Source organism: Paenibacillus sp. JNUCC-31 (assembly GCF_014844075.1).
Taxonomy (GTDB): Bacteria; Bacillota; Bacilli; order Paenibacillales; family Paenibacillaceae; genus Paenibacillus.
Window position 1 is genome coordinate 4,798,135 of record NZ_CP062165.1, and the last position, 22,561, is coordinate 4,820,695.

At 48.7% G+C, this 22,561-nt stretch carries 21 protein-coding genes; 11 read left to right on the plus strand and 10 right to left on the minus strand.

Annotated elements, in window-relative coordinates; all coding sequences use genetic code 11:
* Positions 1 to 19: 19 nt before the first annotated feature.
* Together JNUCC31_RS20770 and mglC are read left to right on the plus strand one after the other, a co-directional pair.
* On the plus strand, positions 20 to 1,525 hold the full coding sequence (locus JNUCC31_RS20770) for a sugar ABC transporter ATP-binding protein (RefSeq protein WP_192264257.1): 1,506 nt from the start codon (positions 20 to 22) through the stop codon (positions 1,523 to 1,525).
* Between the two features lie 14 nt (positions 1,526 to 1,539).
* A complete protein-coding gene (gene mglC / locus JNUCC31_RS20775) occupies positions 1,540 to 2,559 on the plus strand; it encodes a galactose/methyl galactoside ABC transporter permease MglC (protein ID WP_062320794.1) in 1,020 nt (339 codons plus the stop codon).
* Positions 2,560 to 2,699: 140 nt separating this feature from the next.
* Here mglC and JNUCC31_RS20780 read toward each other — a convergent pair whose 3' ends face one another.
* Positions 2,700 to 3,035 carry a hypothetical protein gene (locus JNUCC31_RS20780; RefSeq protein WP_192264260.1) on the minus strand — a complete coding sequence of 112 codons (336 nt, stop codon included), beginning with the start codon at positions 3,033 to 3,035 and terminating at the stop codon, positions 2,700 to 2,702.
* Between the two features lie 272 nt (positions 3,036 to 3,307).
* Between JNUCC31_RS20780 and JNUCC31_RS20785 the strand changes: the two genes are divergently transcribed.
* From JNUCC31_RS20785 to lpxA, 3 genes are all read left to right on the plus strand, one after another.
* The gene (locus tag JNUCC31_RS20785) at positions 3,308 to 4,864 is read left to right on the plus strand and encodes an ATP-binding protein (protein ID WP_228469147.1); all 1,557 of its coding nucleotides are present in this window, start codon (positions 3,308 to 3,310) and stop codon (positions 4,862 to 4,864) included.
* A 305-nt stretch (positions 4,865 to 5,169) separates the two neighbouring features.
* Entirely contained in the window at positions 5,170 to 5,556 is a 387-nt protein-coding gene (locus tag JNUCC31_RS20790; protein ID WP_192264263.1) for a UDP-3-O-acyl-N-acetylglucosamine deacetylase, read from the plus strand.
* Entirely contained in the window at positions 5,553 to 6,329 is a 777-nt protein-coding gene (gene lpxA / locus JNUCC31_RS20795) for an acyl-ACP--UDP-N-acetylglucosamine O-acyltransferase (RefSeq protein ID WP_192264268.1), read from the plus strand. Before JNUCC31_RS20790 ends, lpxA begins: the two co-directional genes overlap by 4 nt.
* 78 nt (positions 6,330 to 6,407) lie before the next feature.
* On the opposite strand, the gene JNUCC31_RS20800 is transcribed toward lpxA, so the two are convergent.
* The 3 genes from JNUCC31_RS20800 to JNUCC31_RS20810 all read right to left on the minus strand — a co-directional run bounded on the left by JNUCC31_RS20800 (position 6,408) and on the right by JNUCC31_RS20810 (position 10,450).
* A complete protein-coding gene (locus tag JNUCC31_RS20800; protein WP_192273191.1) occupies positions 6,408 to 8,240 on the minus strand; it encodes an ABC transporter ATP-binding protein in 1,833 nt (610 codons plus the stop codon).
* Entirely contained in the window at positions 8,224 to 9,945 is a 1,722-nt protein-coding gene (locus tag JNUCC31_RS20805; RefSeq protein ID WP_192264272.1) for an ABC transporter ATP-binding protein, read from the minus strand. Before JNUCC31_RS20805 ends, JNUCC31_RS20800 begins: the two co-directional genes overlap by 17 nt.
* A 70-nt stretch (positions 9,946 to 10,015) precedes the next feature.
* Positions 10,016 to 10,450 (minus strand): MarR family winged helix-turn-helix transcriptional regulator, encoded by a 435-nt coding sequence (locus JNUCC31_RS20810; RefSeq protein WP_192264275.1) that lies wholly within the window; start codon positions 10,448 to 10,450, stop codon positions 10,016 to 10,018.
* A 221-nt stretch (positions 10,451 to 10,671) separates the two neighbouring features.
* Here JNUCC31_RS20810 and JNUCC31_RS20815 point away from each other — a divergent pair, with 221 nt between their 5' ends.
* The 4 genes from JNUCC31_RS20815 (at position 10,672) to JNUCC31_RS20830 (ending at position 13,609) form a co-directional block, all read left to right on the plus strand.
* The gene (locus JNUCC31_RS20815) at positions 10,672 to 11,601 is read left to right on the plus strand and encodes an NUDIX hydrolase (protein WP_192264278.1); all 930 of its coding nucleotides are present in this window, start codon (positions 10,672 to 10,674) and stop codon (positions 11,599 to 11,601) included.
* Positions 11,602 to 11,711: 110 nt separating this feature from the next.
* Positions 11,712 to 12,209, plus strand: coding sequence for a riboflavin biosynthesis intermediates N-glycosidase (gene ybiA / locus JNUCC31_RS20820; RefSeq protein WP_192264281.1), 498 nt, complete (start codon positions 11,712 to 11,714; stop codon positions 12,207 to 12,209).
* Complete coding sequence (locus tag JNUCC31_RS20825; RefSeq protein WP_192264285.1) at positions 12,190 to 13,140, plus strand: TIGR02452 family protein; 951 nt, start codon at positions 12,190 to 12,192, stop codon at positions 13,138 to 13,140. Before ybiA ends, JNUCC31_RS20825 begins: the two co-directional genes overlap by 20 nt.
* 46 nt (positions 13,141 to 13,186) lie before the next feature.
* A complete protein-coding gene (locus JNUCC31_RS20830; protein ID WP_192264288.1) occupies positions 13,187 to 13,609 on the plus strand; it encodes a macro domain-containing protein in 423 nt (140 codons plus the stop codon).
* Positions 13,610 to 13,781: 172 nt separating this feature from the next.
* Here the strand turns inward: JNUCC31_RS20830 and JNUCC31_RS20835 are convergent, their stop codons facing one another.
* The 6 genes from JNUCC31_RS20835 to JNUCC31_RS20860 all read right to left on the minus strand — a co-directional run bounded on the left by JNUCC31_RS20835 (position 13,782) and on the right by JNUCC31_RS20860 (position 20,215).
* Positions 13,782 to 14,729 (minus strand): iron-hydroxamate ABC transporter substrate-binding protein, encoded by a 948-nt coding sequence (locus JNUCC31_RS20835; RefSeq protein WP_192264291.1) that lies wholly within the window; start codon positions 14,727 to 14,729, stop codon positions 13,782 to 13,784.
* 60 nt (positions 14,730 to 14,789) lie between these two features.
* Positions 14,790 to 15,806, minus strand: coding sequence for a FecCD family ABC transporter permease (locus JNUCC31_RS20840; protein WP_192264295.1), 1,017 nt, complete (start codon positions 15,804 to 15,806; stop codon positions 14,790 to 14,792).
* Positions 15,807 to 15,808: 2 nt separating this feature from the next.
* Positions 15,809 to 16,780 (minus strand): FecCD family ABC transporter permease, encoded by a 972-nt coding sequence (locus tag JNUCC31_RS20845; protein WP_192273193.1) that lies wholly within the window; start codon positions 16,778 to 16,780, stop codon positions 15,809 to 15,811.
* A gap of 201 nt (positions 16,781 to 16,981) precedes the next feature.
* On the minus strand, positions 16,982 to 18,700 hold the full coding sequence (locus tag JNUCC31_RS20850; RefSeq protein WP_192264298.1) for a helix-turn-helix domain-containing protein: 1,719 nt from the start codon (positions 18,698 to 18,700) through the stop codon (positions 16,982 to 16,984).
* A 33-nt stretch (positions 18,701 to 18,733) separates the two neighbouring features.
* Positions 18,734 to 19,483 carry an ABC transporter permease gene (locus JNUCC31_RS20855; protein ID WP_192264301.1) on the minus strand — a complete coding sequence of 250 codons (750 nt, stop codon included), beginning with the start codon at positions 19,481 to 19,483 and terminating at the stop codon, positions 18,734 to 18,736.
* Between the two features lie 9 nt (positions 19,484 to 19,492).
* The gene (locus JNUCC31_RS20860; RefSeq protein ID WP_192273195.1) at positions 19,493 to 20,215 is read right to left on the minus strand and encodes an ABC transporter ATP-binding protein; all 723 of its coding nucleotides are present in this window, start codon (positions 20,213 to 20,215) and stop codon (positions 19,493 to 19,495) included.
* A 287-nt stretch (positions 20,216 to 20,502) separates the two neighbouring features.
* Here JNUCC31_RS20860 and JNUCC31_RS20865 point away from each other — a divergent pair, with 287 nt between their 5' ends.
* Both JNUCC31_RS20865 and pcp read left to right on the plus strand, forming a co-directional pair.
* The gene (locus JNUCC31_RS20865; protein WP_192273197.1) at positions 20,503 to 21,504 is read left to right on the plus strand and encodes a Gfo/Idh/MocA family protein; all 1,002 of its coding nucleotides are present in this window, start codon (positions 20,503 to 20,505) and stop codon (positions 21,502 to 21,504) included.
* A gap of 24 nt (positions 21,505 to 21,528) precedes the next feature.
* On the plus strand, positions 21,529 to 22,146 hold the full coding sequence (gene pcp / locus JNUCC31_RS20870; RefSeq protein ID WP_192273199.1) for a pyroglutamyl-peptidase I: 618 nt from the start codon (positions 21,529 to 21,531) through the stop codon (positions 22,144 to 22,146).
* Positions 22,147 to 22,561 lie beyond the last annotated feature (415 nt).

The following is a 22,561-nucleotide window of genomic DNA, read 5'->3' on the forward strand; positions in this document are numbered from 1 at the left end:
CGGAAGGGGAGGATGAAAGATGGAATCACCTTACCTGCTGGAGATGGACGGAATATCCAAAGCATTTCCAGGTGTGCAGGCACTGAGTCAGGTCACATTGAAGGTAAAGACGGGCACGGTTCATGCACTGATGGGAGAGAACGGAGCGGGCAAATCCACGCTGATGAAATGTCTATTCGGTATGTATCGCCCGGACGAAGGGACGATTCGGATTGACGGCAATGAGGTGGAGATTCCGAGTTCGAAAGCGGCGCTTCAGCATGGCATATCGATGATTCATCAGGAACTGAATCCGGTGCCACACCGTCCGGTGATGGAGAACATCTGGCTGGGACGGTTTCCGATGAGGGGGCTGTTGGTGGATGAGAAACGAATGTACGCCGATACACTAGCCTTGTTCAAGGATCTGAATCTGGACATTGATCCGAAGGCTCAGGCGGGAACGTTATCCGTTTCCAAAATACAGTCGATGGAAATCGCCAAAGCGGTCTCTTTTCAATCCAAAGTCATCGTGATGGATGAGCCAACATCCTCGCTCACGGGCAAGGAAGTGGACCAGCTCTTCGCCATTATTAATCAGCTGCGCAGTCGCGGGGTGTCTATTATCTACATTTCGCACAAAATGGAGGAAATTCTGACGATCTCGGATGAAGTCACGATTATGCGGGATGGTTTTGTGGTGGGTACCTGGGATGCTGCCGATTTAACGACCGATCTGATCATTACCCGCATGGTTGGACGTGATCTGGATGAACGGTTCCCGGAACGGACGAACGTACCTGGAGAAGTGATTTTGAAGGCAGAAGGCTTAACCTCCAGCCAGCCGAATTCGTTCCGTGACGTGACATTTGATTTGAGGAAAGGTGAAGTGCTTGGCATCGGCGGCCTGGTTGGGGCACAGCGGACAGAATTAATCGAGTCACTGTTTGGCTTACGAGGACTTGCTTCAGGGACGATCTCGATCCATGGACGCAAGGTAAAGATCAAGTCACCTGCCGCAGCAAAGCGTCATAACATTGCCTTGCTGACCGAAGAGCGGAGAGTCACAGGAATCTTTCCAGTGTTGTCTGTGTATGAAAATACGATTATAGCGAGTCTCGGACGTTACCGGAATCGAATCGGTCTGCTGGATGAGAAAAAAGGCCGAGACGAGGCACGCGAGCAAACTCAGAAGTTCAGAACTAAAACGCCTTCAGTTAACAAGCTAATTCGCAACCTTTCCGGTGGTAATCAACAGAAGGTGCTTCTGGCTCGATGGTTGTTGACTGACCCTGAAATTCTACTGCTCGATGAACCGACACGTGGGATTGATGTGGGCGCCAAATTTGAAATCTACACCATTATTACGGAACTGGCCCGCCAGGGCAAAAGCATTATTATGATCAGCTCGGAGATGCCCGAACTGCTGGGCATGTCGGATCGAATTATGGTCATGAGCGAAGGACGGCTCACCGGAATTGTGGACGGAGCCGAGGCAACAGAGCAGGATATCATGAGGCTGGCCGCACAGCAGCGGATGGCTTAGTCAGGAGGGAACACATGAATACACAAGTTATCAATCAGGTGAAGCAGTATGTGGCGCAGCGCGCAATCTTTATTGTGCTGATCCTGCTGGTCATTGGCATTGCTATTGCCGATCCGCACTTTCTTGCTTTCTCTACACTTCGGGATATATTACAGCAGTCCTCCACACGGGCCATCATTGCGCTGGGGGCGGCGTTTATCCTGGTAACGGGCGGGGTCGATTTGTCGGCAGGGCGGGTCGTTGGGCTAACGGCTGTTGTATCCGCATCCATGCTGCAAATCGACGAATATGCCAATCGGTTCTTTCCTGATCTGCCACATTTATGGGTGGGATTACCGATCGTCATCGGGATCATCGCGGGCCTGGCAGTGGGTCTCGTCAACGGCATCATTGTAGCCAAATTACATGTTCCACCCTTTATTGCGACGCTGGGCACCATGGTTGCGGTATATGGTCTGAACTCGATTTATTTTGATACGGAGCCGAATCAGTCCCAGCCGATTGGTGGACTGAGACCTGATTTTACCGTTATTGGATCTGGTTACATTGATCTTGGCGGTGGTTATTCCATTCCGTATATCGTATTGATTGCCATAGCGGTTGCGCTGATCTGCTGGGTCGTCTTCAACAAGACCCGCCTTGGGAAGAACATGTATGCCATCGGTGGCAACATTCAGGCTGCGCATGTGTCCGGTATTCATGTAGCACGCAACCTGATTGCGTTGTATGCCATCGCAGGTGCACTGTATGGACTGGGCGGTGTGCTGGAAGCCGCACGTACGGGAGGGGCAACGAACAATTACGGCAACATGTATGAGCTGGATGCTATTGCGGCCTGCGTAGTGGGGGGCGTCTCCACTGCGGGTGGGATTGGTACGGTGCCGGGTGTTATGGCAGGGGTGCTGATTTTTGGAGTCATCAACTATGGTCTGACCTTTATCGGTGTAAGTCCTTACTGGCAGCTCATTATTAAAGGATTGATTATTGTGGCTGCGGTGGCTTTTGATATCCGCAAGTATATGGCGAAAAAATAGAAGGGTATATAAGCTGATTAGTAAAAGGTTACACCGTGCCGCGCCGATTGCAGTAATACCTTTCGATCTCTTTTATAGAGGTAAAACAAAGCCAGCACTCTGGAATGACAGGGGGCTGGCTTTGTGTGTGTCATGCTTTTTTAATGGAATATGACCCATATTACACCGTAAAGTGGAAAGATCATCACGCTAAGGATCAGCATGAAACCACCGACCTTGTAGGCCACTTTTGTACCATAGTGAGAATGATATTTGCGTGCGATCAAAACGGAAGATAACCAAAAGATGACAGCTGCCATAAAGGGAATATGAAATCCTTGATGACCATTGCTATAGATCGGCAAATCCAGTAGATTAAACAAGTAGTGGCTGATCTGTACCTTTTCAGTGCCCCAAGAAAAATTAAAAGCAAACCCCATAGCAAGCACAAGCAGAGAGAGGGTCCCGACGCCCAACGGTTTTCTTTGTTGTATCAACTATTTCCCCTCCATAACCAAGGTGATATCCTAAATAAATCCATTAAATGCATTGTATCACAATCGGATCATGAATTGGAGGATATTTCGCATTCTCCTTTTTCCTATAAACCGTTTGTCCTACTTTATTTATAAACTTATACATTCATGTGAATTTGGCGATCCTCCAATAATCGACAACATCAGCTAATCATAATCGATATAATACATGTAAATAGGATCTTAGATGTGCGTATTGTCAAAGGGGGCGAGGCTGTTTGCTGAGTTACACGATGAAAATGGTTATTTTCCCGCTGGGATGTCTGCTGGTTATCCTGTCCTCTTATTTTCTAGGGCTTACTCCCCATCTTGCGTTAATGATATGTGCTGGTGTGTTATTTGTAGCAAGTATATACGGGGAAAAACGGTATCCTGTACTGCGCTATATCCATTGGATCTTTCTCGGCATATTCCATTATTTCAGTGAACTGAACTGGTGCAATATGTTGTATTACCTGCTCATTATGTCGATGATTCAGGATAAACAGCGTGTAACGCAGACGTTACCCCTTTCAATGTTGATGGTGTTTGAATATACCGTGATTCGACTCTCGTATGTGACGATAGATACATATAATTTGCTGGTGTTCATGTTTGACATGTTGGCAGTAATTGTCTTTATCTTCTTGTATCATGCCTTGATTAACAGCGAGGCAGAGAAACGAAGACTGCGGGAAAAAAATCGTTATCTTACGATCCACGACCCGCTCACCGGGTTACTGAATTACGAGGGATATATGAATGTACTGAAGAAAACGGCGGACGAGCAACGATCCTTTTTGCTGATTATCTTGAACATTCAGAATTTCAACGGATTTGACAAAGAGGTTGAAGATAACTGGAGTCAAGTGATCAAAGCCGCAGGCGAGAGTGTATCGAAACAATTTGCAGATGCGTATGGGGTTTCCCGATATGCGGGGGATCGGTATGCTGTGGTTCTGCCTGAAATACAAGATATTGAAGAGCGCATGGCGTCACTGTTGACCGGGGAGTTAAAGGGGCTGCAGGTAAACTACATTATTTCCCTATATCCGGGAATGTCTGAGACCTTGCAGCAATTTATTACCCTCTCGGAGGACAGGCTGTTCCAGCAGCAGCGCAGCAAATGGCTAAAAAATGAAGAGGAGGTCTTCCGTTCGGAAAGACTCCGGGCTGTAGGTGAGCTGGCGGCTGGCATGGCTCATGAAATCCGCAATCCACTGACTGCCATTCGAGGATTTCTACAGTTATCACGAGGACAGGCATTTAATATCGCTCCATGGTATGAAGTCATTATGGGTGAGGTAACGCGGGTAACGGATCTGACAGCCGAGTTTTTACAGTTCTCCAAACCGCAAGCCAATCACATGAAGCCCGAAGGTGTGGGACATTGTCTTGAACGAGTCATGTCGTTAACCGAATCGGATGCAGCATCGCGAGGGCACCAGATTACACTTAAAATGACTGGTGAGCCAGTTGTGGTCAACATGGATCGTGACAAGATCGTTCAGGTTCTGATTAACCTGATCCGTAATGCTTTTGAAGCGATGGCAGATCCCGGCGAGGTACATATTGATCTGTTGCAAGATGGGGACCAAGCGCTGATCTCCATTACCGATACAGGCAGCGGCATTCCGGAGAATTCACTGGCAACGATCTTTAATCCATTTTATACAACCAAGGAAGAAGGGACCGGACTCGGGCTGGCACTCTGTCAGAAAATCGCTCAGGATCATCATGGGAAAATTACCGTTCAGAGTGAAGTGGGGATTGGTTCGACATTCACCCTTTTTCTGCCTATGGGGGTATAATTTCAACAGACATAGAGGCTGAACTGCCCCGTCAAGTAGACGTAAAAAAACGAAAAATGGTTCGTATAAAAACCTTAGCTCGGATGACGTGCTAAGGTTTCTTGTTATGCTGCTTTTCGGTATTCGTTAAACCTCCAAATATCGACAGCATCAGCTAATCATAATCGATATAATACATGTAAATAGGATCTGGATGTGCGAATGATGTCAAAGGGGGTGGGGCTGTTTGTTGAGTTAAACGATAATCCAGTTGGGCTGTTCCATTATTTTAGTAGAATAATATTCAATTCACATGGAGGGAATGTATGTACCAAACAACGATTCGTAATAGTTTTACATTAGACGGCATTGCTATACATAGTGGGAATTTGTCACAGATAACTCTGCATGCTGCACAACCAAACTCAGGTATTGTTTTTAGAAGAGACTCATCAAAAATTGGTAATAACGTCATAATGGCTGGTGGAAGTGCGGTTATTAATAATATCACCATTGGACACAACAGCGTTGTTTTAGCTAGAACCATGGTTACTAAAAACATGCCTGAGAACTCTATGGTTTCGGGATATACAGCTCGTTCACATAAGAGACAACTACGAGAATCGGCTGCACTTTCCAGACTCCCCAAAACGATAAAAAAACTAAATGAAAAACTTGATGAACTTTCCAAAACAAGGGAAGGTGCTAAATGATACATCAATCAGCCATTATTCATCCTACCGCAGTAATGGGGAACAATGTTGAAGTCGGACCTTTCAGTATCATTGAAGAAAATTCAAAAATAGGTAACGGGTGTAGGATTGGAAGTCACGCAATCATAGGAGCAAACACAATATTGGGGGAGAATAACTATATTTCACATGGTGCCATTATCGGTTCAGACCCACAAGATAAAAGTTACCAAGGCGAAAAAACATATCTTATCATTGGAGATAATAATACCGTAAGAGAGTATGTCACCATATGTAAAGGCACATCAAAAGGAGATGGTTTCACGAGAGTAGGGAGTAACAACTTTATTATGAATTATGCACATATCGCACATGATGTAGTGATGGGAGATCATAATGTCATCGTTAATAATGTGCAAATTGGCGGACATGTTATTGTTGAAGACTATATCACTTTTGGTTGTGGTTCTGGTGTACACCAATCATGTAACATAGGAAGGTTTGCAATGATTGGAGCGGGAAGTAAAGTTTCACAAGATATTGTTCCATATTCTTTAGCAGATGGTCCGCGTTCGTACATACATGGTATTAATACCGTTGGTCTAAGAAGAAATGGATTCTCAAATGAAGAAATAAGCACGATAAAAAAGATTAATACCATTTTATTTCGCCAAAAGCGAACTCTCGATCAATCTATTGAAGAAATAAACAACTTACCTCCTTCTGAATTTAAGGAACACACATTGAAATTTTTAAATAAATCTACACGCGGAATTGTACGAATGAAGCGATAAAATGAAAACGCCGCAAAGGTCCGGAATAAAACGGAACCTAATGCGGCGTTTTCGTCTTGTTTTCAAGGGCGGGACAGGTTAATTTTGTAGTCCCTGATGCAACTGATAATAGAAACCTTGCTGCTGCATCAACTCATCATGGCTGCCACGTTCGGCAATCTTCCCGTCATCGATGACCAGAATCTGATCAGCCTCACGGATTGTGCTTAGCCTGTGGGCAATGACGAAGCTGGTGCGATCCTTCATCAAAGTGCGCATCGCTTCCTGAATCTGCATTTCGGTGCGTGTATCAATGCTGCTGGTCGCTTCATCCAGAATAAGAATCGCAGGGTCAGCGAGAATGGCACGAGCGATGGTTAACAGTTGTCGCTGTCCCTGACTCAGATTGCTGCCACCGGAAATAATCGGAGTATCATAACCCTGCGATAACTTGCGGATGAAGGAGTGGGCATTAGCCAACTTCGCCGCTTGCTGGATCTGTTCATCCGTTGCATCCGATTTGCCGTAGGCAATATTGTCACGAATGGTGCCGGAGAACAGATAAGCGTCCTGTAACACAATGCCAAGTTCGCGCCTTAGCTGGTCTTTCTCCAGTTTCGAGATGTCACAGCCATCAATGGTAATCCGTCCGCCCGTAATCTCGTAAAAACGGGGCAGCAGGTTGATAATGGTTGTTTTCCCCGCTCCAGTCGGTCCAACAAGGGCAATCATCTCGCCCGGTTTTGCGGTAAAGCTAACCCTTTTCAGAATTTCTCTCTCAGGGCTATACCCGAAGGACACATCCTCAAATACCACTTTACCTTGAATCTGCTCCAACTGTTTCTTCTGTTCTTCCACGTATTCACTTGGTGTATCCATAATGTGGAACACACGTTCAGCACCTGCAATAGCTGCCTGAATCAGGTTGTACTGGTTCGCCAAATCATTGATGGGCCGCTCAATCTGGCGGGAATAAGCAAGGAAACTTACAATCAGCCCGATGGACGTCAGTTCGTGATAAGCCATCCACCCACCTACCGCTGCCAGTATGGCAAAGCCGATATTGTTCATAACATTCATCGTTGGCCCAACCAGACCGGATACACTCTGAGCCTGGGTACTGGAAGTGCGAAGCTTCTCGTTCAGATTCTGAAAATGTTGTTGTGCCTGCTCCTGACGGCTATAGGCGGCAACCACCTTTTGTCCGGCAATGGTTTCCTGAGCGTAGCCATTAAGCTCACCCAGCAACTTTTGCTGGGCGGTAAAATGTTTGCGTGTTCTTGAAGCGATCTGCCGAGTGGCGATCGTAATCAGGGGAACCGTGACCAGACTGAGCAATGTCAGTCGGACATCCAGGGCTAGCATAATCGACAGGGAGCCAACCAGCAAGATGGCGCTGGACATCAGTTGAGTTACACTTTGATTAAGCGTCGTGGACACGTTATCGATATCATTGGTAGCCCGGCTCATCAAATCACCGCTTTGATTTTTATCAAAAAAGTGGATCGGCAGCTGCTGCAGCCGTGAAAACAGAGCATGGCGCAAATCCTTCACGGTCAATTGGGACACACCGATCATGACATAGGATTGAGCCCACATCATGAACGAGCCAAGGACGTATACGGTCAGCAATAACATACAGTCTTTCAGCAGGCCATCCGTCATTTTGGGAACGATATGCTCATTGACCGCACGACCGAGCAGATAAGGTCCCGCCAGATTCAATAACGTCCCAAGTGCCGTCAGTACCAGAGCAGTGATAACCCCTTTGCGATGACGGCCCATATATGACCACACCCGAATGATGGCGTGCCGGGCATTCTTGGCTCTTACTTTGGGAACCGGACCTCGGCCGGGTGGCCCGGGTCTTCCAATCGGCGGAACAACGGTCTGATGGATGGAGGAAGAAGCGTTTTTAGCCAAATTGAACATCCTCCTTCCGCTGCTGCGAATAATAGATGGATTGGTAAAGTGACGAATGGGCCATGAGATGCTCATGTGTACCACTTGCCACAATTTCGCCTTCATCAAGCACATAAATACAGTCTGCATCCTTCACGGAAGATATCCGTTGTGCAATCAGGAAGGTGGTGCTGTTTTTCATTAGTGAATGAAGCGCCTTCTGAATGCTTGCTTCGGTACGCAGATCAACGGCACTGGTGCTGTCGTCCAGAATCAGAACCTCCGGTTGCATGAGCAGGGCACGGGCAATAGAAATCCGCTGTTTCTGTCCACCCGAGAGATTAACCCCGCGCTGACCCAGCTCCGTGTCATACCCATCTTTCAAATTCATAATAAAATCATCAGCTGCCGCTGCTTGAGCTGCCGCACGCAGTTCGGCTTCCGTTGCATCAGGTCTGCCGAAGCGGATATTATCACGAATGCTGCCACTGAACAGGATGGACTCCTGTAATACGATGGACACACGGCTGCGAAGATCCTGGAGATCCCAGTTACGCACGTTTACTCCATTCACGAGCACTTCACCCTGTGAGGCATCATACAAGCGGGGGATCAGCTGTACAAGTGAGGTTTTGCCTGATCCTGTAGAGCCGAGCAAGGCCACTTTTTCTCCCGGCCGAGCCGTCAGCGTAATTCCGGAGAGGGTATGTTCTCCATCATAGCGGAAATATACGTCCCTGAATTCCACCTGACCTGCTCCTTTACGAGACACATCATCTCCCGATTGGATATCAGGCTGGGTGTGAAGCACCTCGTTGATGCGTGTTGCAGACACTTTGGCACGGGAGAAGCTCATCATCATCATGCCGATTGAGGTAAGTGATGAGAGAACAACTGTTACGTAGTTGATAAAAGCAATCAAATCCCCGGCGGCAATATCGCCTCCGACCACCTGAAAACCTCCAAACCACAGCACCGCTACAATGGTCGCATTCAGCATCAGGCTTAATACCGGTGCATTCAGCGATACGATGCGCCAGGCTTTCACTGCCGTATGGGTATAATCTTCATTGGCTTGCTGGAAACGCTTCTTCTCCTGCCGTGCGCGTGCAAAAGCTTTGACGACACGAATGCCGGCAAGATTCTCCTGAAGAACGGCGTTCACCTTGTCGAGCTTGTTCTGAACGCTGGCGAACAGCGGATAGGAAGCGGAGATCAGGATGTATAAAATGATAAACAGAATCGGCACGGACAAAATGAGAATGAGCGCCAGTTTGACACTGATCGTAAACGCCATAATAATACTGCCGATAATCAGCATCGGCGAACGGATAAACATACGCAGAAGCATCTGTACAAAGGTCTGCATCTGAGTAATGTCACTCGTCAGTCGCGTGATCAGCGAACCCTCCTGGAAGGTATCCAGATTACGGAACGAGAACTTCTGGATATGATCAAACAATTCCTGGCGCAGATCGGTGCCATATCCAACGGCAGCTTTGCTTGAAAACAGCGTACATCCTGCACCGCCAATCCATCCGATTAACGCAAAAAGAAGCATAAATATACCTGTAGTCACGATGTGGGACAGGTTCCCTGCAAGAACACCATCATCCACAATGCTGGACATCAGCTTGGGTTGAAGCAGATCCATGGCAACCTCAAGGACCATGAGCAGCGGAGCAAGAATGGCCGCTGACTTATACGGGGCAAGGTATCGTTTTAACGTCCACAATGGGAAAAATCACCTCATTCGTTATGAAATAATCATGTTGCAAATATTCTTTCAGACAGAAACACCTCATTTAATATTCTCGCAGATTCTGAACCATGCGCTGGACGAGCGCCGACATCAGCTGCGATTCCTCGGGTGTAAAATCTTTCTGGGCTTGGTGATCAAGCTCCTGGAATACTTCTTTCAGTTCCTTAAGCGCAGTACGGCCCTGATCGGTCAGATAGACTCGCAGACTGCGCAGATCCTTCGCATCAGCTTCACGCCGTATAAACCCTGAGCTTTCCATACGTTTCAGCATTACCGTCACCGTTGCTGGGGCTCGGCGAAGCTGTTCGGCCAGTTGTTTCTGGGTCTGACCATCTTCGCGTTCAAGCTGGAACAGCAGCGGCGGTTGTCCAGGATATAACTCAGGGTGGTTAACAAGCTTCTCATGAACCTTGTAACGCTGTAGCTTGACGAGTTCTGATAATTGGCCCATTAATCGTTCATTTCGAGTTGATTTCATAAGCGCTTCCATCCTTTTATTTAGTCGACTAACTAAATGATAAGTTTCATTTGACATATCGTCAAGTGCTTTTTGACATCCATAGGAAGGATGTGTGAGAAGGCCATAATGAATTTTTGCGAGAAGATGGGAAATATTGACGCAGGCTTGAACGATATGTTAGATTGTTATTATCTAATTGTTAATAACATATTGTTAATAACAGAATGGAGCCTTTTGAAATGACACAAGCAGGTAATTCTGATCAAAATCCATCAGATCATCAGAATCACGTGAATATAAGCGAACAACAGTTTCTTGAAACCTATGACGCAGGCGAATACGAACGCCCTTCCGTAACGGTGGATATGTTGGTATTTACAATACGAAGTGAAACGCAGGAGAACTATCGCAAGCTTGCAGAACCAGAACTCCAGTTGCTGCTAATCCGTCGGGGTGGTCATCCCTATTTGGGGCAGTGGGCACTTCCGGGTGGATTTGTTTCGATGCAGGAATCATTGGAAGATGCCGCTAGAAGAGAACTTTTTACGGAAACCGGACTGGATGATATTTATCTGGAGCAGCTGTATACCTGGGGGGATGTACATCGTGATCCACGTACGCGTGTAATCAGCTGTTCCTACATGGCGCTGGTCGACAGCAGCGAACTGCAGCTTCAGGCTGGCGATGATGCCAGCGAAGCAGACTGGTTTCGGATGGAACAGCGGCTTCTGGAGGAGAAACGTCATATCCATGAGCGTGGACGCGTGACGGAGCGCAGGGTGCAGTTGATTTTGACCAATGGAACAGAGCAATTGTCGGCTGTCATTGAGACGAAGGAAACGTTGGAAGGCAGAGTGCGCAGCAGCAATATCACGGTGAATGAGGTTCAAGGAATTGCTTTTGATCATGCAAAGATCATTCATTACGCGCTGGAACGTCTGCGGGCGAAGGTGGAGTATACGGATATTGCTTTTAATTTGATGCCAGAGACATTCACGCTGACCGCTCTTCAGAAAGTATACGAGACCATCAGTGGCAAAAAACTGCTGGCTGCCGCTTTCCGGCGCAAAATCGCCGATTGGGTCATCGAAACGGGGGAGTATACGGGGAAAGCCGGACATCGCCCATCCCGCTTATACAGACTGAACCCGGAAAGATTGGTTCCGTAGAAGTTGATATGTATGCAAAGAAGACCATTCAAAGGCAAAGTGATTCAAGATAGACGAAGCATTGCATTCAACTGTCGAATGATGGATCAACAAGTTAGGAGGGGATATCCATGGAGAAGTTTACATTTTTCTGGCGCACAGCGTCTCCGTTCTCACAGTGGCACAAGGCGGATTTTACCGTGAATGGCGTTCACTACACGAGTGCAGAGCAATATATGATGCACCAGAAAGCACTGCTGTTCGGCGATCAGATCACGGCAGATAAGATCCTGAAAGCAAGCTCCGCTTCCGTACAAAAAAAGCTGGGCAGACAGGTCGCAGGATTCGACCAAACTGTATGGGAAGCGGAGTGCAAACGAATTGTCTATGAGGGCAACGAAGCCAAATTCACCCAAAATGAACAACTGCTGACCATGCTGCTCGCCACCCGCGGCACGACGCTTGTGGAGGCAAGCCCGGATGACCGCATCTGGGGTGTTGGACTGGCGGAAGAAGACCCGCGCATTCGTAATAGAAGAACATGGCGGGGAACCAACTGGCTGGGTGAGATCCTCACCCGTCTTAGAGAAAATATAGGAAGTGATGAAGATGAACGAGCAACAACGTAAGAACGATTTTCTGAACAACAATTACAGTAAAACAACAGGCGTTAATAACACGAGCGTACGTTCCAAACGATCCCGTATCGCCCATCAGACGCTGGCTATCCTGGAAGAAGGAGAATACGTGAACGGGTATGATCGCAGGGTTCAGATTGGTGCGGATTTACAGCGAGCGATCCGGGATTCGGTATTATACCGCCCGATGGAGCTTGTCGCTCTTCGAGAAAAGAGAGCTAAAGAAGTGGTACAATTGCAATCTTTGGCCGAAGCTCCTGTCGAAGCTTCAACCGTTCGCATTGAGGTTACGGGCGAGACTACACTCGCAGCAGCTTCACGCCTTTCTGTGGATGAAGACAGGGAAGATGTCGTTTGCCTGAACTTTGCATCAGCGAAAAACCCTGGCGGCGGCTTCCTGGGAGGCAGTCAGGCACAGGAGGAAAGCTTGGCCCGGGCTACGGGGCTGTATCCATGTATCGCCCAAATGAGTGAAATGTATGATTACAATCGCAAGCTGAGATCCTGTTTGTACTCGGATTACATGATCTATTCGCCTGCTGTTCCGGTGATTCGTGATGACGAGGATCGGCTGCTGGGCAAATATTATCTGACGTCATTCATCACAGTGCCTGCTGTAAATGCAGGAGTGGTGAGAGAGCGGGGAGATGCCGATGAGCAGCAGATTGAGTCCGTCATGAAAGGGCGCATTCGCTATATTCTGGACGTGGCTGCGCTGCATGGACATCGAACCATCGTACTAGGTGCATTCGGCTGTGGAGTGTTTAGAAATGATCCGGCGAAGGTAGCGACGTATTTTCATGATGTATTGGTGGGAGAGAACTTCAGGTATTCCTTTGAACGAATCGTATTTGCCGTATTGGACCGGACAGCAGGACAGAAAACGTTCAAGGCATTTGAGAAACGTTTGGCTGGTATGTGAATTGGAGAAGTTTGAAAAGTAAAAAGGTGTAAGGGAGAGGGCTGGTATGAAGTTTCGCGAGATACAGCAGGATTTGTTTGCTATGGATGACAGTTACACGCTTGCACACTGTATTTCCGCAGATGCCCGCATGGGTGCAGGAATTGCTGTGCAGTTTCGGCAGCGATTTGGATTGGAGGTTCTCCAGGAACAGGCGCAGCAGGAGCCGCTTGAGATCGGACAGTGTTACCGGGTAGGACGGACACTGAATCTGGTCACCAAGGCCAAGTTCTCGAACAAACCGACCTATCAGTCGTTCACTCGTGCGGTGGAATCCATGCGTGATATCTGCGTTAGTGACGGGCTTAACCAATTGGCTATGCCACAGATTGGCTGCGGACTGGACAGGTTGAAGTGGGATAAGGTGAGGGGCATTATTCAGGATACTTTTGCCGAAACGGATGTTGAGATTGTTGTTTGTACCTTGTGATTAGACCATGCCGACGGACTTTCACCTACAGGAATACAAGTATGGATACAAGCATGGATACAAAAAACCTCTGCTTTGAGTGGATGGAGAGAGAGCATGTTAGCTGACTCTGTTCCTATCCTCAAAGAGAGGTTTTTTGGTGTTTTTTTATATGTTATGCGTAAGGAACATTTTATTTCTTGGAGAACATTTCTTTGGCTTCATCCATAGCCATTTTATTGCCGATTGAAGAATAATCCAGCCAAGGTTGAGCGCCTATAGGATAGACATGGCCAGCTTTGACCGCCTTTAGTCCTTGCCAGATCGGATTGTTTTCCAGTTCTTTGAACATGTTCTGGGCTTCATCATCCGAGTTCACAACAACGAAGATCGCATCTGCATCAAAGTCTGGCAGCACTTCACGGGAAACCACCTGATAGGGCTTGGACGAATCGATTTCCTTAATGCCTTTGGCGGGGGTCAACCCCAGATCTTCATACAAAATCGGACCCATAGGACGGCGTGTACTGAATACACGCAATTCTTTGGCGGTAACACGGATAGCCATTACGGTGCCATCACCGATTGTATCATGAATCAGGGATTTCACTTCTTCCGTTTCAGTCGCATAATCCTGAATGTATTGCTCGGCTTCTTTTTCACGGTTCACCAGTTTACCAATGTCTTTCAGATGGTCGCGCCAAGTGCCATCATCCAGATTGAAGACGTGTACAGGGGCAATTTTTTCGAATTTGGCAATATCATCACCGGAGAATTCTTCGTCCAGATAGATGACATCCGGTTTCAGAGCAAGCAAGGCTTCCATATCCGGGTCCTTCACGGGACCGAGCGGCGTTGTATTTTGAAGACGGTCAGCCACATGGGACAGGAAACCTTTGGCTTCCCCGCCGATCACCGAACCAACGGGCGTAATGCCGAGAGACAGCAGGTCATTGGTCAGATGGATCGACATGGATGCGATGCGTTGTTCACCGGAAGCTGAATGGGTGTCTTGTGCAGCGTTCGAAGCGTCCGTAGTAGAACCTTCCGACGTAGAGGATGAATCCTTGGCGTTCCCGCAGGCTGCAAGTACAAGCACCAGACAGATGCTCACGACGAGCATAAGGTTTTTCTTTAACATGTGTAATCTCAATCTCCTTGAACATCTCATGGATGTCGTTTTTATGTTGAAAATAAGCCATTACTTGGTTCGTACCAGCAGGTATAAAAAGTAAGGTGCGCCTATCGCCGCGACCACGACGCCTGCCGGAATGGCATTGGGTTGAAAGATCGTTCGCCCGACCGTATCGGCGGCGACCAGGATCACCATGCCGATGAGTCCAGCGGCCGGGATCAGATGGCGATGCATCGGGCCAACCAGTCTGCGGGCCAGATGCGGCGCCGCCAGACCAATGAATCCGATCCCGCCGGCCATGGACACACTGACGGCAGATAAGGCTACTGTACACAATAGCAAAATCACACGTTGGGATCTGACGGGTGTACCAATACTGGTCGCGGCAGCATCTCCCAGATTGAAGGCATCCAGCGTTTTGGAGCGGCTCCATATGTACGAGATGCACAGTACAATCCATGGAAGCAGTGCCTGAACATGAACCCAGTCCCTGCCCCAGACGCTGCCTGCCAGCCAGCGGGCGGCGAAGGAATAGGTGTCTTCATCCAAACGCAGGGATAGATAGAGCGTCAGGGCATGGAAACCGGCTGCTACGGCAATGCCCACCAGAATAAGCTTAATGGGGGATACTCCGTTATGTCGGTCATAGGATAGCAGCATAATAATCAACGCCGCGGCGACACTGCCTGCAAAAGCAAACAACGGAATCAGCAAGGCAACCGAGCCATTCATGGAATGGGAGAAGCTTACAAATACCATCAACCCAAAAGCCGCTCCTGCATGCAAACCGAGGATGCCCGGATCGGCCAAGGGATTGCGTGTAATGCCTTGCAGTGCAGCACCGGCAACACCGAGTCCCGCTCCAGCGAGTACAGTAACGAGAATGCGTGGCAGCCGATAGTCGAACAATACAATCTGATCATCCGGCGTACCATAGCCAAGCAGGGTTTGAAGCACAGCTATTGGTGACAGGCGAATTGTTCCCGAGTTGAGGCTGATCACGATAACGGCACAGGCGATGCAGAGCAGTGTAACGCTGACCGCTATGGAACGTTTGCCTCTTGAAGGTGCATTGGTGTTCATCGCTACAGAGCCCTCCTTTCTTTCCGGGCCAGATAGAGGAAGAAGGGTACACCGACAAAGGCGACCATAATGCCTACTGCCAGTTCCTGAGGCGGGTTCACAATACGTGATCCCAGATCGGCGAGCACGAGCAGGACGGCTCCGAGCAGGGAGGACATCGGAATGATGAGTCGATAATCCACGCCAACCAATTTGCGGGAAATATGTGGAATGACCAGTCCAACAAAGCCGATCGAGCCTACAGCAGAAACGGATACGCCAGCCAGTACAACTACCGCCGTCAAGGCAAACAGCCTGGTCCAGCGGAGGTTGATTCCGAGATTAATCGCAACTTCTTCTCCAAGCGACATGAGAGATATCCGACGGGCCATAGGCAAAGTGAGCATCAGAGTAACGAGCAGAACAGGCAGAATCAGCTTCAGATGCCGCCATTCAATTCCCCCGAAACCACCCGCATACCAGAAGGCCAAATCCTGGCTCAGATCAAAATAGATGGCGACACCGGTGCTGAGCGAACTCAGCATAGCTGCAATAACGGCACCCGCAACAGTAAGCCTCATGGAGGTCAGACCTCCGGGGGCCGCCATACCCAGCAGGAAAATGAGCAGCGTGCCAAGCACAGCCCCTGCAAATGAGAGGAGCATGATCCAGCCGTAAGGCAATCCCGGCCAGAAGGCGAAGCTAAGCGCCACGACAAAGGTAGCGCCTGCATTGATCCCCAGAATGCCGGTGTCTGCCAGCGGATTGCGTGTGATTCCTTGCATGAGCGCCCCGGCTACAGCAAAGGCTGCGCCAATGACAGCAGCAGCAATGACACGTGGCAGCCGCAGCTCGTGAATAATCTGATGTGGCGTCAAAGCCGGGTTGTACTGAAATATGGCAGTCCATACGGTCTCCAGTGTTAGTCCCTTGGCACCAAGAGAAATGGCGACAAACATACTAAGCAGCAGTGCGGCAATGGCCGCCAAAAACATCAGGCCAACCGTCACTGCGGATTTTTTTGATTTGGACGGACGTTGTGACAGTCCCGGATGTTGAATGCGGGTCACTCCTTTGTTACCAACAACGCTTGCTGTTGTTATTGATTATCATTATCAATTAGTGAACATTATAAAATCTTAATTCAGGCCCGTACATGGCATAAATTAAGATTATAGAGATGGACATTTTATAGATTACAGAAATGCGGGTTTGTTCGTCAACATGGAGAGCGCTTCATCGAGCTGGATGTTGATGGAATACGGAGCGTATACCACCCATGAATTCCAGTCTATGACATGCACACGTCCAGCTTTTACCGCGGGATAGTTTTTCCACAACGGATCAGCAGTAATATGTTGCAACAGGGTGTTGCGTTCATGCATGGACGTGACTGCAATCAGGAGTACATCTGCTTCCAAGCCATCCCAGTCTCCAGGCGTGAAAGACATCCAGTTGAAACCGACACCAGCTGGTTTGCCTGCCAGTTCTCTCTGAATTCGATCAGGAGCGGCCAGTTGCAGACTGCGGTAAAAGACATGGCCGAAATTGCGGTTGCTGTACATGCGTGGTCCTTTTGCGGTCAGGGTACAGACAGCGACGGTGACCTCACCTGCCGTTTCCCTGATCTTTTTGCGAGCCCGCTCTGCCTTGCGCTCATGCCAATCCAGCCACTCCTTTGCCGCTTGAGTACGATCCATAATAGAGGCAATTTTCTGCAAATGACCGAACACGTCTGTCTCATTCCAGGGGATGGTGATGATTGGAGCGACATCTCCGATATGTTCCATCGCTTTAGCGGCTGCATTGTCCTTGGTCAGAATCAAGTCGGGATTCACATCCAGGAATGCCTGACGTCCCTGTTCCCATGGTTCATAGGCATGGAATGGCAGGGTCAACGATTGGGGAACATGGGGCAGATGGCCTTGGATTTGAGCTGCACATGGTGTGATGCCAAGCGTCATCAGGTGATCGGTGTATGGATAGGAGAGTGAGACGATATTTCGATGTACCTGCTTGGCATAGGAAGTTGGCGCATAACCCGCGTGGTTCCTGAAGCGGCGGCTGAAATAGAATTCGTCCCGATAGCCTACCTGGCGGGCGATATCACGAATACGCAGTTCCGAAGTCATGAGCAATTCCTTGGCCCGATTCATTCGTAAATGAGTGATATATTCGATTGGATTTTTCTTCATCCGGCTCTTGAATAGCTGGGAATAATACGATGGATGCATGCCGGCCAGTTCCGCCAGCTTCTCCAGCTTGATTTCGTTCATATAGTTTTCCCGCATGTACTGCAAGGTTGATCTGAGCCACTGCTCTGGCTCGTCCTGTTCTTCCGCATCCGACTGGCCTCCCTGCGGCCAGAGCGTATGAAGCAGATCGGTCAGAAGCAGCTGTACTTTCAGGCTGGTCTGTGAAGCTTCAGTTGTTAATTGTGCGGCAATTCGCTGTATCCCATAGTAAGGACCCTGAATCCACCCTGTTACAGGTGAACCAAGCTCTCGCTCATATAATCGCCGTTCTTCCGTTTTCTCAGCCACTCGAAACAGATCGAAATGGATGATATACAATTCAATCTCATGGTCAGCATCAGAGAAAAGCTCCAGAGAAGTTCCAGGTGTAGACAAGAAGGCAGATTTACGAGTGACGAGGGATTCGATACCGTTCGCTACTAGTTTGCCCGTGAATTTGTGCATATAGACAAAGGTATGGTGAGGGAGCTCGGTCTGACGCCATCGCCAATGCGTGTCCAAGGTAACCAGCTCTGCATGACGCAGCTCGAGCAACGCATCGTTCAGAAAAGATTCCATTTCCGTTCGTGTCATGGATTCATCCGTGCGTTTCGGCTGATCTGGTTGGGCTAACGTATGGGTGGTCTTCCGGTTATTATTGGTGATGGGATGGGTTAACATGGTGTGGCCTCCTTTCCTCGCGAAGTTGATATATTATAGCGAACGCAGCCTCATATCCGATGTGAACCATTGTCGGTATGTCATCAGGCTAAGCAAGATGCTGGTAATGGCGGCTGAACTGGTAAAAGCAAACACGATCAGAATCTGGTAACGGACGGCCTCAACCGGATCGGCACCCGCAATAATCATGCCTGTCATCATGCCAGGAAGCTGTACGAGTCCTACCGTTTTCATGCCATCGATCGTGGGGATCATGCTGGATTTGACGGAACGTTTTAATACGTCCTGAAAAGCACGTCTTGGTGTTGCGCCCAGGGCAAGCAGGCATTCAATCTCTCCTTTGGAGGATTCGACCTCGCGTTTCATCTGATTCAGGAACAGCCCGGACACCACCATGGCATTACCGATGGTCATCCCGCTCAATGGAATAATGTATTGGGGAGTAGGCTCTACAATCCCAAGTCCCAACAACAGCCCCATCATGAGCAGCTCCGTAACCGTAATGGCAGCCGCAATATACAAGGAAATCCAGCGAAGTCCTTTGCCGCGTTTGCCAGCATTAATGGAGGCTACGATAATCATGAATCCGACAATGGCAATGATGAGAGCAGGGTGATCCGAGTTGAAAATAAATTGAAGTACATATCCGACAAGCAACAGCTGTACAGCGGAACGAACGGTGCCGATGGCAATATCCTTTTCCAGATCAAGCTTCTGCCAGACAGAGATAAGCATGGTGAGCATCACAAATATAATGGTAAAACTCAGGGCGATGAGTGACATGATTTCTCCTTATTTTGCCGCAGGGGCAGGGTGCATAATGAATTGTCTGGCCAGGTCGGTGGACGGGTTGTCAAAAAAGTGGGCTGTCGGCTGGCGCTCCAGCAATGTCTGATTGCCCATAAACCAGGTGGTTGTACTGAATGATTGTGCCTGTTCCTGATCATGGGTAACCCAGACGAGAGAAGTACCTTCCTGCTGGCTCCAGCGGGTCAATTGCTCTTCCACCAGGCGGGCGTTGGTCCGATCCAGGGAAGCGGTCACTTCATCCAGCAGCAGTACCTCAGGACGAAGCATCATGGAACGGATTAGGGCTATGCGCTGTTTCTCCCCACCGGAGAGGTCGATGGCCCGCTTTTGAATATCCAGATTCTCCAAGCCCATCCCCGCAAGCAGGCGTCGGGCGAGGTCCTGATCGTATGGCTGCCTGTGAAGCAGGTGTACCGTTTTCAGGTTATCTTCCACACTGCCTGCCAGCATGACAGCCTGCTGTGCGACATAAGTCATGCGCATGCGCCAAATACGAGGGTCTGAATCCCGATAAGAAATTCCTTTCCAGATCAGGTCTCCTTCATCAGGAACATCCAGCAGGGCGAGAATGCGGAGCAATGTGCTTTTCCCTTGACCGGATGCACCGAGTATAGCAATACGTTCTCCCTGATTCACTACTGCGCTCACATGTTCAAATAAAATACGCTGCTCGGTTAAACCGATACGTTTCACTAGTGTATCCATGGTTAAAAGTGTGGACAAAGTCGGGTCGTCCTTTCATCCGTGATCTGCAATCATCTTAGCAAAAATACGAAAAAAATTGAAATGAGAGTGAATCTCAATTAGATCATTGAATTAGTTCATTGAAATTAGACCATGAAATTTAGTTCATTGGATATAAAGCTTTGAATGTGAAAGATGAAACCGGTCTGACGCAAGCGGTTCTTTTTGGTAAAATAAAGAAGACTCCGTGTTGGCCTAATCGAGATCGTGATCTTTTTAAATATTTTGATATCAGGGGAGGATTTATGATGACGAAAGTTGTTGGACGGGACAAAGTGAATTGGGGCATTATGGGTACGGGATGGATTGCATCCCAGTTCGCGCGGGATCTGGAGCATGCCGGGAACGCCGTAAAAGCGGCGGTGGGTTCACGAACTGCGGGTAGCGCAGAGAAGTTTGCAGCTGAATATGGTTTTGCACGCGCTTACGGTTCATATGATGAGATGCTGCAGGACCCTGAAGTGGATATTATTTATGTGGCAACACCGCATCCGTTACATAAGGAAAATGTGCTTGCTTGTCTGGAAGCGGGCAAAGCAGTTCTCTGTGAGAAACCGTTTACGATGAATGCCCGCCAGCTGGAGCAACTGGTGGAGAAGGCACGTGAGCGCAAGCTTTTTCTCATGGAAGGCATGTGGACACGCTTTCTGCCGCCGATTACCCAAGCGAGAGCATGGATTGCGGAAGGCAGAATCGGCGAGGTACGTCTGGTCAAAGCAGATTTCGGTTTCCGTGTAGGCTGGGAGCCGGAAGGCAGGTTGCTTAATCCGGAGCTGGGTGGGGGTGCTTTGCTGGATGCGGGTGTGTATCCGATCTCGTTTGCGTCCATGATTTTTGGGGAGCAGCCTCAGCATGTGTGGAGTACGGCGAACATTGGACAGACGGGTGTGGATGAGCAGTTCTCCGTACTGTTATCTTATTCCGAAGGACGTTCTGCATCGCTGAATGGGGCCATTCGTCTTAATCTGAGTAACGAGGCGGTCATATACGGCACAGAGGGGTACATTCGTTTACCGTTTTTCCTGGCAGGCAAAGAAGCTGATCTGCACGTGAACGGTCAGGACGAACCCGAGAAGTTTACCGATGACCGGACGTGTATTGGATATGCGTTTGAAGCGGAGGAAGCAGGGCGCTGCATCCTGGAAGGACGGACAGAGAGCAGAACGATTCAACTGGACGAATCCCTGGAGATTATGAAGCTGATGGACACCATTCGTGGGCAGTGGGGCCTGCGTTACAAATCCGAGTAAATAGACAGGAGTGGAAAAGCGATGATGAAAATTCTGATCTCCGGATTTGAACCTTTTGGCGGGGATGCGGTGAATCCGACGGGCGAGCTGATGGAGGCACTTGCGTATGAAGTGATGGAGGGAGCAGAGTTAAAAACAGTGCTGTTGCCTGTGCACTTCGATGAATGTGCGGATTTGCTCATCGCAGAGATGGAATCCTATCAACCGGATGTTGTCATCGCCTGTGGTTTGGCCAAAGGCAGGACAGCTGTTACACCCGAACGGATTGCTGTCAATGTCAAAGACGTTCCTCCTGGCTCCTTCGCGGACAACCAGGGCCAACATCCCGTGGACGAGCTGATTGCCGCAGGAAGCCCGGATGGTTTGTTTTCCACACTGCCTATTCGTGCGATGGTGAACAACATGAGGACAGCAGGAATCCCGGCTGCGGTGTCCAATACGGCAGGTACGTATATTTGCAATAATACGATGTACCGGGTGTTGGATCATATCCGATTGAAACAGCTTCCGATTCGTGCCGGATTTGTACATTTCCCAGCTTCGACAGAGATGGCTGTGCTTCAGCCTTCGGTGCCGTCACTGCCCATCCCCATGATGCTGGATGCTCTGCGAGTTATGATTCGCACGGTAGTGGCGGAGTAATTAAGTTTGGATCGTTGTAAGACGAACGAATGAGATTACATGGAACCACTACATTAATACTGAAAAATGCAGATGGGTTATTGAACATAAAAATGCAGTGCAGAGATGAAGAGGTTCCACGGTATGGCAACAACCAAGTACCGAGGTCAATTTCGTATGCGAATACAGATACAGACGTATATCATAGAATTTGTTATGAATGTGAGCGAATGGTAAAGCTAGTCGAGCAAAAGCAGTCCGCCCTCGTATGAGGAGCGAGCTGCTTTTTAGCATTCTTGATTACATTTCCAAATTGAATCTCTCTTTTGCTCAAAAGCAAGGCTTTTGCAGGGCTCTCAGAGAGGGCACTTTTTTAAAGTGTCCATCTCTCGGTCATAGTTCAGTTTTCCGGCTACAGGCTTTATTTGGTGTTTGA